Raw genomic sequence first — 12,236 nt, 5'->3', positions numbered from 1 at the left:
CGCACGAATTCCGGTCAGAAACCGGCCTGATCGGCTCGTAGCGTCGGTGTTATGAGCGCACAGTCGATTCGCATCCGGCAGGCCACGACGAACAACCTCGATCACCTCGACCTCGACATCGGCCGTGGCCGCCTCGTCGTCTTCGCCGGAGTCTCGGGATCAGGGAAATCCTCCCTCGTCTTCGACACCATCGCCGCCGAGGCGGGAGCCGAACTCAACGAGACATTCCCGCCCTTCACCCGCAATCGCCTGCCCAAATGGACCCGGCCGAGCGTCGGCAGCATCGACGGCCTGTCCCCGGTCATCGTCATCGATCAGCGCCGCCTCGGCGGCAATGCCCGCTCGACCGTCGGCACGATCACGGACACGTGGACGTATCTGCGTCTTCTCTTCTCCCGTCTGAGCGAACCGCACGTCGGCGAATCCTCGGCGTTCTCCTTCAACGACCCGTCCGGGATGTGCGCGACCTGTTCGGGCATCGGGGAGGTCGTGGCACCGAACGTCGCGACATTCCTCGACCCGGATCGCAGCCTCGGCGAAGGTGCCATCGTCCTCCCCGGGTTCGGGAACGGGCAGCACTGGCACCGGAAGTACGCGGAGATCGGCGCATTCGACGTGGACCGGCCGCTGCGAGACTGGCCGCAGGCCCACCTCGATGCGCTGCTCTACGGCGGTGAGGCGATGACCGCGCTCGGGGTCGAGGTGCCCGACGACTACGAAGGCGTCGTCGAGCGCTTCGAGCGGATCTACCTGCGCACCTCCGACACGCTCTCCGAACGCAAGCGGAAGACCATCGCCGACTTCACCCACTCCGCGCTCTGTCCCGACTGCCGAGGTGAGCGCCTCAACGAGGCCGCACGCACCGCGACCGTGGACGGACACACGATCGGAGCGCTGTCCCGACTCGAGATCCCCGAACTGAGGGACATCGTCGCCGGCATCGACCGCCCCGAGGTGGGCAGCGTCATCACCGTCCTCCTCGAGCGGCTCGAGGCGATGACGACGATCGGACTCGGCTACCTCCACCTCGCGCGGGCCACCAGCTCGCTCTCCGGCGGTGAGTCCCAGCGGATCAAGACCGTCAGGCATCTGGGCTCGAGCCTGACCGAGATGCTCTACGTCTTCGACGAACCGACCGTCGGCCTCCACCCGCACGACATCGATGCCATGGTCGAGCTGCTCGTCCGCCTCCGCGACCGCGGCAACACCGTCCTCGTCGTCGAGCACGATCCGGCGGTCATGGTGCATGCGGACGAGATCGTCGAGATCGGCCCAGGACCGGGGTCGGCCGGTGGCCGTCTGGTGTTCCAGGGGACGTTCGCGGGGCTTGTCGACTCCGACGGTCCCACCGGCCGCGCCCTCGCCGAGGCGGACCCGAGACCTCGGAAACCGAGGTCACCGGCCGGCTGGGTGCGGGTGGAGGACGCCTCGCGGAACAACCTCGGCGACATCACCGTCGACATCCCGTGCGGGGTGATGACCGTGTTCACCGGGGTTGCGGGGTCGGGGAAGTCGAGTCTGGCGGCGGAGCTCGCTGCCCAGCACGGTGCGGTGACGATCGATCAGAAGCCGGTGTCGCCGAACCGGCGATCGACTCCGATCACGTACACGGGGATCGCGCAGACGCTGCGGAAGCACTTCGCCCGGCTCACGGGTGCGCCGGTCGGGTTGTTCAGCGCGAACTCGGAGGGCGGCTGCCCGACGTGCTCGGGGCTGGGGATCATCTACATGGACCTCGCCTTCATGGACGGGCAGGAGACCGTGTGCCCGACGTGTCATGGGACGAAGTTCACCGCGGAGGCGCTCGCCCACACCGTCGACGGCCTGAGCATCGCCGATGTCGAACATCTCAGTGTCGCCGAGGCGATCGACCGACTCGACGAACCGGTCATCCGTGCCCGGCTCGTCCACCTCGAACGGGTGGGCCTGGGGTATCTCGCGCTGGGGCAGCCGCTCAACACGCTCTCGGGCGGGGAAGCGCAGAGGGTGAAGATCGCGAAGGAGCTGAGGGATGCGACCGCGCCGAGCATCTACCTCCTCGACGAACCGACGACGGGTCTGCATCTCAGCGACATCGCGCGGCTGACCGCTGTGCTCGACGATCTCATCGACCACGGGCACACCGTCGTCGTCATCGAGCACAACCTCGACGTCATCCGGACCGCTGACTGGCTCATCGACTTAGGACCCGGCCCGGGGCGGCACGGGGGACAGGTGCTCTACGCAGGTCCCGTCGCGGGCATCGGCGACACAGCGACCGGGCAGGCGCTGCGCGGCGGGGCATGATGAGGACGAGGGTGGGCCGGGTGCCGCGTGCTGAGCGAGACGTGTGATGTGAGGCTACGGGTAGGACGTACCGCTGCGGGTGCGAGGTGGACCTGCGGGTGTGGGGTGGGGCGTGACCTGGGAAAACCCTGAGACGTGGGGAAAACCCTAAGGGTGCTCGGTGGTCAACGTGCTGTTGCCGAGTCACCGGCCCGCGTAGCGTTGTCGGTATGAGTGAGAAGACCCCCGAGCAGCCGCAGGAGGAGCCGAACGGCTCCATACCTGCAGAGGCTCAGCACCACGGCGACACCAGCGGCCCCCCTGCCGCACAGCACCAGTCGGCAGACGCACCGCTGGCCACCGAAGCCGGGCAGTTCCGCATCGCCCCCCTCGACCTCGATGTCCCCTTCGCCGTCCCGCCCGCCCAGCACGCCTGGTCGGACACAGCCGCCGGATCGCCGACCGCCGACCAGAACCGACAGACACCGGCACCCCACGATCCGATCGGACACACCCGCGAATACCCGCAGACCCAGGTCTTCGGCGCGCCCGCTCAGACCGGCGAGACGCGTGAGAACACTGTCCACGATGCCTTCGCACAGCCCGGGGCTGCCGCAGACCACGGCGACCCGCGTCCGACTGCGCAGTACCCACAGACCCAGGTCTACAGCACACACGCTCAGACCTACCGCAGCGCTCCGCCGCCGGCCGAGCTCCCGGTCCACCAGACTGATCGCCACCCTCAGCTGGGCCTTGACCAGCCTCAGCAGGGCAGTCGCTACCCGCACCACTCGCACCCGATCGCCGGCCCGCAGGGTCCCGGACCTGACGCGGGGCAGCCGATGTCGGGCGCACACCCGGCCGCCCCGGGCACCTACCAGGGAGCGACCGTGCAGGGACGCGGCGGACAGACCTCGGCCGCCCCGGGACCCGTCGCGCAAGCACCAGGCGCACACGCCCCGGCAACGCACGCCCCCGTCGCGCAAACCCCGAGCGCACACGCCCCCGCAACCCACGCCCCGATGCCGGTTCGCCAACAGCCGGCCCGACCGCCTCGGCGAAGGAAGCCTCGCCCCGAACCCCTGACGATGGTTCCGGTCACCGGTCCGATGCCGCTGACCACCGACGACGTCACCGAGATCCCGCCCGAGGGCCCCATCGACTGGCCGAAGCGCCCCATCGGCGCCGTCGGGGTCGCCAACCTCTTCCTCTCCGCGGTCCTCGCGATCGTCTGGGCCTGGATCCCGCTCGGCCTCCTCGTCACCGGCATCAGCGGCATCTTCGCCCTCGGCCTCGGCGTGCTCGCCCTCATCGCCTGGGTCATCGTCCAGCAGGTCGCCAACGTCGCCGAACGCTACCGAGCCGAACTCGTCTACGGGGACCGGATCCCCGTCCCGACGATCCCGCGAAGCACCCGCGAATCAGGGTTCACCCGGTTCCTCCACAATCAGTGGCTGCTCGTGTCCTCCGCCCCGTTCTGGCGATCGACCGCCCACCACTTCATCAAGATCACCCTCGGCTTCGTCATCGTCGGCGGCACTGTCGTCGGCATGTGCGGAGGCATCCTCGGGATCTTCTCCGCGATCAACCCCGACGGCATCCCCGGCCTGTTCATCGGCGCCGGCGACAGCGGCCTGGGACGCATCGGCGTGGCCATCGGCTCACTCATCATCCTCGCGAGCTCCGCGGCGATCCTCTGGTTCGCCCCGTACCTCGATCGGGCGCTCGACCGCAGCCTCCTCCCGCCCCCGCGCACGGCGGCCCTGCAGGCCGAGGTCACCGAACTCGACCGCGCCCGCATGGCCGGGATCGACGCCGCCGCCGCCGAACGCCTGCGCATCGAACGCGACCTCCACGACGGCGCCCAGCCCCGCCTCGTCGCCCTGACGATGACGCTGGGTCTGGCGAAGTCGAAGATCGATACCGACCCGGAACGGGCCAAGGAGCTCGTCGCCGAAGCCCACGCCGAGGCGAAGGGCATCGTCACCGAACTGCGCCAGCTCGCCCGCGGCATCCACCCGGCTGTCCTCACCGACCGCGGCCTCGACGCGGCCGTGTCCGCGCTCGCCGGACGCTCGCCCATCCCTGTCGAGGTCGACGTGCGCCTCGACGGCCGCATCGAACGCGAGGCCGAAGCCGTCGCCTACTTCGTCGTCGCCGAATGCCTGACGAACATCGCCAAGCACTCCGGGGCGACCGCGGCCAAGGTGCTCATCGCCCCCACCGAGGCGGGAGTCCAGATCGTCGTCACCGACAACGGGCACGGCGGCGCCCGGATCGACCGTTCGGGTCGGCACACCGGCATCGCCGGCCTCGTCGACCGGGTCGAAGCCGCCCGTGGGACACTGAACCTGACCAGCCCTGCAGGTGGGCCGACTACCATCGTTGTGGAGGTGCCATGCGCATCGTGATCGCCGAAGACTCAGCCATCCTCCGAGCCGGACTCGAACGACTCCTCGTCGACGCCGGACACGAGGTCATCGCGGCGGTGCCCGATGCCAACGAGCTTCTGGCGACCGTGAACACGATGCCCCCGGACCTCGCCGTCATCGACGTCCGCATGCCCCCGACGTTCACCGACGAGGGCATCCGGGCAGCAGTCCTCATCCGCAAGCAGAACCCCGACGTCAAGGTCCTCGTCTTCAGCCAGTACGTCGAGGAGCAGTACGCCTCCGAACTCATCGCCGAGAACACCGGCGGATTCGGCTACCTCCTCAAGGACCGGGTCGCCGATGTCGAGGACTTCCTCTCCGCCGTCGACGAGGTGGCCAAGGGCGGCACCGTCCTCGACCCCGAGGTCGTCTCCCAGATCCTCGTGCGCACCCGCAAGACCGACGGTCTGTCCACCCTGAGCCCCCGCGAGCTCGAGGTCCTCCAGCTCATGGCCGAAGGCAAGTCGAACGCCGCGATCGCCGGCACCCTCTTCCTCAGCGCCGGCGCCGTCGAGAAGCACATCAGCTCGATCTTCACGAAGTTCGGGCTCACCGCCGACACCTCGGACAACCGCAGAGTCCTCGCCGTCCTCACCTTCCTCGGAGCCTAGAATGCCAGCCACAGTCCGCGTCAGCCCTTCGGCCCGTTCGGGTCTGCGCGCCGTCCTCATCATCGCCGCCGCCGTCCTCCTCCTCATCCCGCTCGCGGTCACCGTTGCCAATGCGACCTCGCGTCTGAGCTTCACGAAACTCGAATCGACCGAGCAGCTGCCGAGCGCGACCCGCGACATCCGCGTCTCCCTCGACACCGGAGCCGATGTCTCGGTGCGCACCGGCGATGTCCGTGCCCCCGAGGTCACTCTCACCGGCGTCGGTCCCCGTGACAACCTGCCGCAGCTGCGCGTCGACGAATCAGAGGGTACCTCGACCATCGCGATCGACGATGTGACGTCGTTCGAGAAGGCGAAACTGCAGGTCACGGTGCCCAAGGCGACGTCGAAGGACACGAACCTCGAGTTCTCCGGCGGCCTCGGCGACGTCTCTGTGGCAGGCGAGTACAACGAGGTCAGGGCCGATTCGGAGGCGTCCTCGATCAAGCTCGACGGCACGTTCGCCCGGGTACAGACGACGACGCAATGGGGTCAGACGACGCTCAAGGGCACGTACGGCACTGTGGACGCGAAGTCCGATTCCGGCACCATCGACGGCTCCGATCTGCGGGTGCGCGAGCGCATCGATGCGACGTCGAGTGCGGGGTCGATCAGCCTCGACTTCTCCAATGACATGGTGCCCGCCTCGGGGATCACCGCGAAGTCCGACGAAGGCACGATCGATCTGCGCCTGCCTCGGCTCGAGCTCGTCAAAGCGAATATGACTCGCCCAGACGGCGACGATCAGAATGCCTCCGACGCCGAGGCGGGGGAGCTGTTCTACCAGATCACCGCGAAGTCGAACCAGGGTCGGGTCGACCTGAAGAAGGATCTCGAGAAGTACGACGCGACGAAGAACTCGAAGGACGCCGAGGGCAAGACCGTCATCCCGGTCTCGGCGACCTCGGACCAGGGCACGGTCACGATCGACCAGAACTGATCGAGCCGAGCCGGTGGCCCGAATCGGCCGGCCGGCATCGATCGGCTCGCACCAGCCGGACGGCTCCGGCAGAGGGGACGCACCATGCAGATCACGGTCTACGGGGCCACCGGCACCTTCGGCTCGCGCCTCGTCACCCGCCTGCGCGCGCAGGGTCATTCGGTCATCGCCGCGCACCGGGGGATCGGCGTCGACACCTACACGGGTGAGGGCGTCACCGAGGCGGCCGAGGGCAGCGATGTCCTCGTCGACTGCGTCAACCTCATGACGAACAACCGGCACCGGGCGCTCGACTTCTTCTCCCGCAGTTCGCGTTCGATCGCTCTCGCGGCAGCGGAGAATCCAGGAGCGGCGATGGTGTGCCTGTCGATCGCCTTCCGTCCCGAGGTCGCCGAGTCGAAGCTCTTCGCCTATTACCAGGGCAAAGAGGTGCAGGAACGGGTCTACCGTCGGCTCATTCCCGCCGACCAGCTCCTGATGTTCCGCTCCACGCAGTGGTACGAACTCGCCGAAACCGCCACGGTGAACGCAGGTCCGGTGACCTTCGTTCCGAAGATGCGCGTCCGGGCGCTCGCCGCGGACGAGGCCGCGCGCATGATGGCCGAGGCCATCGACGCAGGCGAGCGCGGCACACTCGAGGTCGCCGGGCCCGAGATCAGCGACCTGGCGGCGATCGCTGCGAAGATCGCCCGCGCCGACGCCCAGGGACGTCGCCCCCGAAGAGTCGTGCCCGTGCCGCTTCCGGGACCGACCGCGGGCGATGGGCTCATTCCTCCAGCGCCGAGGTTGTCGGCCGTGACCGTCGACGAATGGCTGCGTACGCGCTGAGGTGAGTCGACCACCGTCCCGCGCCAGCGACCTGTCTACGTACTGGCCTGGTCTGTCGGCGGGGTCGAGTCGTACGGGGCGATGAGGCGCTCGAGCACCGAGCCTTCGGGAACCGTGTCGTATTTGTAGCTCAGCTTCTGCAACGGTGCGACGGCGTCGATGTCTGCCAGCGTGTTGGGTCGCCACGGCTGCATCATCTCGAGCTGCAGCAGATGCGCCGAGGTTGCCGAGAGCGGAGGCGCCGCGTCCCACTGCCCGCGAACCTCGGGAACCATCACCTGGAGGACTTCGAAGATCCGGTGATAGAGGAAGTAATCGGGCAGATCGTCGTTGTGGTTCCACCATTCGTCGAGTGCGCGCCTCTGCATACCGAGCAGCACCGACCCCTGCTGCGAAGCGATGAACCAGTTCGCTATCGAGAGCTTCGTCCACCGCGGGAAGATCGTCCCCGCCCGCAGATAGCGGCGTTGCAGCTCCTTGTCCAGGTTGTGCCCGACCCACGCCGTTGCATCGAACCACAGTCCGCCGTGCTCCTCGAGGATGCGAGTGCGGATGTAGTCGGAGAAGTGCGCGGGACGGTCGTTCTCAAGCAGCGTCGAGATGCGTTCCGGGATGTCGATGAGCGTGCGAACAGAGCGGCCGTCAAGAACTTCGAGCGCGGGATAGGCCCGGGCGATATTGGCCAGGCAGGCCTGGACCAGCGGCGGAGCCGATTTCACTGAGGTGTTGCAGTAGGTGAAGACGCGATCCGACGGGACCTCCTTGTCTCTGAACCGACGGCGCGCTTCGACTCGTGCGCGGAGAGCGGCGAAAGGCGGTGGGGCGGCAGGCAGCCCGACACTGCGTCGCATGTCGGGCAGCCGGGGCTGGAGCAGGCGGATGAGACGGTCGAAGGTCTGCAGAGCGGCAACGGGGTCGATCGTCGAGGCGAAGCGTCCGGAGCGCTCGATCTGCGCCTGCAGGCCGGCCAGGATCTTCTCCGGAGAAGGTTCCTTCGTCAGTCTCATCTCACGTGTTCCATTCATCGACGAGTGCGCGACACCTGCTTGCAGGTCCGCTGCGGGTTCCCCACTCTAGACCAGGCGGCGGACACTGAGTGAAGCACGAATCCGATGGTTGCGGCATCGCGATCACCGCAGATGACACAACCATCAGGGCACCGGTTCCCACCGAGTAGGATCACCTCCGGGAGGTGGCCTGCATGGAATGGTACGACTTCGGGCTCGACGGTTTCGATGCGCTGCGCATCATCATCTCGTGCGCCGTGTTCTACTTCGGAATCATCGTCGTGGTCAGGCTCTTCGGGCAGCGGACGCTCACGAGCCTGTCGAGCTTCGATCTGGCGGGGATCATCGCTCTGGGTGCGATCGTCGGGCGGTCCATCCTCGGCAACACACCGACCTTGGTCGCAGGCGTCCTCGCTGTGGGAACCCTGCTCGTCCTCCAGGCGGTGACAGGTCGAGCGCGGCGCAACGCCCGCATCGAGGGCATCGTCAACAGTCCCGCGATCGTGCTCGTCGCCGACGGCGAGTTCCTCACCGACACCATGGCCCGCGCGCATGTCGACCGTGTCGAGATCATCTCGAAGCTGCGGATGTCCGGCATCCGAGCCATGAGCGAAGTCGCGTGCGTCATCCTCGAACCGACCGGGCAGATCAGCGTCATCAGGCACGGTGCCCCGATCGACGAGGCGCTCCTCCACGGCGTCGTCGGAGCCGACCGGGTGCCGCGCGACGACGTCAGGTGACCACCTCCTCTCAGTCCTTGCCGGTCCCGAGCCCGAGCAGCCTCGCCCCGTTGTCCCACAGGACCGAGCGCATCCAGTCGTCGCCGAGTCCGAGCGCGGCCAGGCCCGCAAGCTGATCGGCGTACGGGTAGGGGATGTTCGGAAAGTCGGAGCCGAGGACGACCTTGTCCTGCAGGGTGACCAGGCGTTCGCGGAAGGCGGGGGTCACCTCGGCGGGATGCGAGAAGAACCCGGAGACGTACATCGTCGTGTCGAGGTGGACTCCGCTGTACGCCTCGGCGAGATCGGCGAACTCGTCGTACTCGGGCATGCCCATGTGGGCGATGACGAAGTTGAGGGCGGGGAAGCGCTCGAGCACGCGCGCGATCGCCTCCGGGCCGGTGAAGGCGCCCGGCAGCGGCTTGGAACCGGCGTGGATGACGATCGGCACCTGCGCCTCCGAGAGCGCCGCCCACGCACGGTCGAGGACCCGATCGTCGGGAGCGAACCCGCCGACCTGGACGTGGACCTTGAACAGCCGGGCACCCGCCGCGAGAGCGCCGGTCACATAGTCCGCGGACTCGGGCTCGGCGTAGAGCGTCGCGCAGTGGACGACGTCGGGATGCTCCGCGGCGAACTCACGGTTCCAGTCGTTGAGCCACGCCGCCATCCCGGGTCTGTGCGGGTAGGTCAGGGCCGGGATTGCCTGAAGGCCGAAGCGGCGCAGGGTCTGCAGGCGGGTCTGCGTGTCATCGCGGTAGTGGATGGGCCACGGCCTGCCGTAGTGCGCCTCGGCGTCGTCGAAGTACGACCACACCTTGTCGAGGACGTTCTGCGGGAGGAAATGCACATGGATGTCGGCGAGACCGGGCAACCCGAGCGCCTCGACGTAGCCGGGAATCTCCGCATCGGTGCGGGGAGGAGCGATCATGACCCCACCCTACCCATCGGTACGGACACGGGCAGGGACCGACGCGGGGCGGACAGCGTCCCCGACGAACTGTCTGCCCGATGGCCTTTGGCCTTGCGAACCGACGAACCGCCCGCCCTGCTGCCCGAGGAACGGACTGACCGCCGAACTGTCGGAGGCGACCCGGAGCCGACCCTCAGTGTGCGCGCAGTCGGCGACCCTAGACTGCGGACATGGAGTTCACCGATCCGTTCGAGCTCACCGTCCCGCCCGGTGCCGGCCGCCTCGGCGAGGCGCCGTTCTGGTCCCCGGGTACGGCTGTGACCTGGACCTACAGGCGTTTCGACTTCGACATCGACCACGTCGAGGTGCGGCGGCCGATGCGCGTCATCGAAGACGGACCCGACGGTGCCGTGCTGTGGATGCCCGGCGGCACCGCGGTCACGGACACTCGCCTCGTCGGCTGGGAGGGATTCAACGCTCACGACGTGCCTCTCGACGTCCGGTTCCGCCCGCGCGCCGAGGCACCCGGCCGCTATGAAGTCCCCGCTGTCTGGCAGGGGCACGGAGTCCTCAAGATCGCCCCGACGCACGCGCCGTTCTCCGTGTGGGTGCTCGTCAAACCCGCCGAGGCGACCGATCGTCCCGCCGTTCGCGGCGGGTCCACGGACGCTCATCGTCCTACCGGCACCGACGGGCCCACCGACGGTGCCGGCCGCGGCGAATCGCCGGTGAAGCTCGAGTGGTACATCAACCTCGAGACCGTCCATCGCCGCACCGCCGAGGCGGTCTACACCTCCGATCTCATCCTCGACATCACGTTCCCCCTCCCCGAGGAGCCGCTCCACGCGATCGACGGCAGCCTGAACAGCCGGGGCGCCGTCTTCAAGGACGTCCACGAGATCACGGCTGCCGGCGAGTACGGGTACTGGCCGCGTGAGTGGACCGACATCGTGCGGACCAACGGTGCACTTGTCCTCGACCGGCTCGAGGAGTTCAGGTGGGCCTTCGATGCGAAGTGGGAGAGGCTCGCGCTCGAGCTCGCGGGATTCGGGGCAGGAGCCGCGCGGGGCGAATCGCGACCCGGAGGGACTGGAGAGAGACCCGGAGTCGGACCCGCGGGAACCGAGGAAGGTACGACAGAGGAGCCGCTTCTCCTCGGCCCTGCCCTCATCGTCGCAGACAACCCGGCCGGCGAAGATGTCAGAGCCGAGGCAGACCACAGAGCCGACAGAAACGGTGCGGCCGCCCCGGTCAGAGTCGACGGAAACGGTGCAGCCACCTCGGCGAATGAGATCTCTGCAGGTCAGCGGGAACATCGACGCATCCCCGCGGGTTGCTATACCAGACCGGACAGTCGCTGAAAGGACACCGCCGTCATGACGACGAACCACCGCATCCGTTTGAACTCCCGTCCCGTGGGCGCACCCACCGCGGAGAACTTCCTCTTCGACGAGGTCCCGCTCGAGGCTCCCGGCGAAGGCCAGGTTCTGCTGCGCACCCTCTATCTCTCCCTCGACCCCTACATGCGCGGACGCATGTCGGACGCGAAATCCTATGCGAAGCCCGTCGAGATCGGCGAGGTCATGGTCGGGGCGACCGTGTCCGAGGTGATCGAATCGAATTCGCCGGACTTCGACCCCGGTGACATCGTGCTCGGCTACGGCGGCTGGCAGGAGTACTCGATCGAGTACGCGTCCCAGCTGCGCCGCATCGACCCCGAGATCGCGCCCGTGTCCACCGCGCTCGGCGTCCTCGGCATGCCCGGGTTCACCGCGTATGCGGGGCTGCTCGAGATCGGCATGCCCAAGCCCGGGGAGACCGTGGCGGTGGCTGCGGCGTCGGGTCCCGTCGGCTCGGTCGTCGGGCAGATCGCGAACATCGTCGGGGCCACGAGCGTCGGCATCGCGGGCGGGCCTGCGAAGGTCAACCACCTCAAGGAGCTCGGCTTCGACATCGTCCTCGACCACCGTTCGCCGACGTTCAAGGAGGACCTCGCCGAGGCGGTCCCCCAGGGCATCGACGTGTACTTCGAGAACGTCGGCGGGAAGGTCTTCGAAGCCGTCCTTCCCCTGCTCAACACGTTCGCCCGAGTCCCGGTGTGCGGTCTCGTCTCGAGCTACAACCTCACCGAGCTGCCGCCGGGACCCGACCGCACCGGACTGCTCATGAGCACGATCCTGCGGCGTTCGCTCACGGTCCGCGGGTTCATCCAGACCGAGTTCGTCGACCGCCTCGGCGAGAAGTTCATGGACGATATGAGCACGTGGATCCAGGAGGGCAAGATCCGCTACCGCGAGGACATCCGCACCGGACTCGACCGGGCGCCCGAGTACTTCAACGAGCTGCTCACCGGCGGGAACTTCGGCAAGATGGTCGTCGCGGTGGGGGCGCCGGAGTAGGGAGTTCGCAGCTGAGGATCCGCAGGGATCTGAGGAGAATCGTCCTTGGTAGCGCACAGGACGTCTATGCGGCCTGAGACCTC

The 12,236-nt window shown here is 67.9% G+C and carries 10 protein-coding genes; 8 read left to right on the top strand and 2 right to left on the bottom strand.

Features of this window, described 5'->3' with window-relative positions; translation table 11 throughout:
* Positions 1 to 51 precede the first annotated feature (51 nt).
* The 5 genes from AACX88_RS00870 (at position 52) to AACX88_RS00850 (ending at position 7,115) form a co-directional block, all read left to right on the top strand.
* On the top strand, positions 52 to 2,286 hold the full coding sequence (locus tag AACX88_RS00870; RefSeq protein ID WP_339391218.1) for an ATP-binding cassette domain-containing protein: 2,235 nt from the start codon (positions 52 to 54) through the stop codon (positions 2,284 to 2,286).
* A gap of 209 nt (positions 2,287 to 2,495) precedes the next feature.
* On the top strand, positions 2,496 to 4,676 hold the full coding sequence (locus tag AACX88_RS00865) for a sensor histidine kinase (RefSeq protein WP_339391217.1): 2,181 nt from the start codon (positions 2,496 to 2,498) through the stop codon (positions 4,674 to 4,676).
* Positions 4,664 to 5,308 (top strand): response regulator transcription factor, encoded by a 645-nt coding sequence (locus AACX88_RS00860; RefSeq protein WP_009378844.1) that lies wholly within the window; start codon positions 4,664 to 4,666, stop codon positions 5,306 to 5,308. The genes AACX88_RS00865 and AACX88_RS00860 overlap by 13 nt, the downstream gene beginning before the upstream one ends.
* A gap of 1 nt (position 5,309) precedes the next feature.
* Positions 5,310 to 6,287, top strand: coding sequence for a DUF4097 family beta strand repeat-containing protein (locus AACX88_RS00855; RefSeq protein WP_339391213.1), 978 nt, complete (start codon positions 5,310 to 5,312; stop codon positions 6,285 to 6,287).
* An 84-nt stretch (positions 6,288 to 6,371) separates the two neighbouring features.
* The gene (locus AACX88_RS00850; protein ID WP_339391212.1) at positions 6,372 to 7,115 is read left to right on the top strand and encodes an SDR family oxidoreductase; all 744 of its coding nucleotides are present in this window, start codon (positions 6,372 to 6,374) and stop codon (positions 7,113 to 7,115) included.
* A 35-nt stretch (positions 7,116 to 7,150) separates the two neighbouring features.
* On the opposite strand, the gene AACX88_RS00845 is transcribed toward AACX88_RS00850, so the two are convergent.
* Entirely contained in the window at positions 7,151 to 8,122 is a 972-nt protein-coding gene (locus AACX88_RS00845; protein WP_339391211.1) for a capsular polysaccharide synthesis protein, read from the bottom strand.
* Between the two features lie 194 nt (positions 8,123 to 8,316).
* Between AACX88_RS00845 and AACX88_RS00840 the strand changes: the two genes are divergently transcribed.
* Positions 8,317 to 8,862: a DUF421 domain-containing protein gene (locus AACX88_RS00840; RefSeq protein ID WP_339391210.1), complete on the top strand. Its 546-nt coding sequence runs from the start codon at positions 8,317 to 8,319 to the stop codon at positions 8,860 to 8,862.
* A gap of 10 nt (positions 8,863 to 8,872) precedes the next feature.
* Here the strand turns inward: AACX88_RS00840 and AACX88_RS00835 are convergent, their stop codons facing one another.
* A complete protein-coding gene (locus AACX88_RS00835; protein WP_339391209.1) occupies positions 8,873 to 9,772 on the bottom strand; it encodes an amidohydrolase family protein in 900 nt (299 codons plus the stop codon).
* A gap of 212 nt (positions 9,773 to 9,984) precedes the next feature.
* Between AACX88_RS00835 and AACX88_RS00830 the strand changes: the two genes are divergently transcribed.
* Together AACX88_RS00830 and AACX88_RS00825 are read left to right on the top strand one after the other, a co-directional pair.
* A complete protein-coding gene (locus AACX88_RS00830; protein WP_339391208.1) occupies positions 9,985 to 11,115 on the top strand; it encodes a DUF402 domain-containing protein in 1,131 nt (376 codons plus the stop codon).
* Positions 11,116 to 11,130: 15 nt separating this feature from the next.
* Entirely contained in the window at positions 11,131 to 12,153 is a 1,023-nt protein-coding gene (locus tag AACX88_RS00825) for an NADP-dependent oxidoreductase (RefSeq protein WP_339391207.1), read from the top strand.
* Positions 12,154 to 12,236 lie beyond the last annotated feature (83 nt).

Source organism: Brevibacterium metallidurans (assembly GCF_037101285.1).
GTDB lineage: Bacteria > Actinomycetota > Actinomycetes > Actinomycetales > Brevibacteriaceae > Brevibacterium > Brevibacterium metallidurans.
Note: the sequence above shows the minus strand (reverse complement) of the source record. Positions and strands in the feature narration are given on the sequence as shown.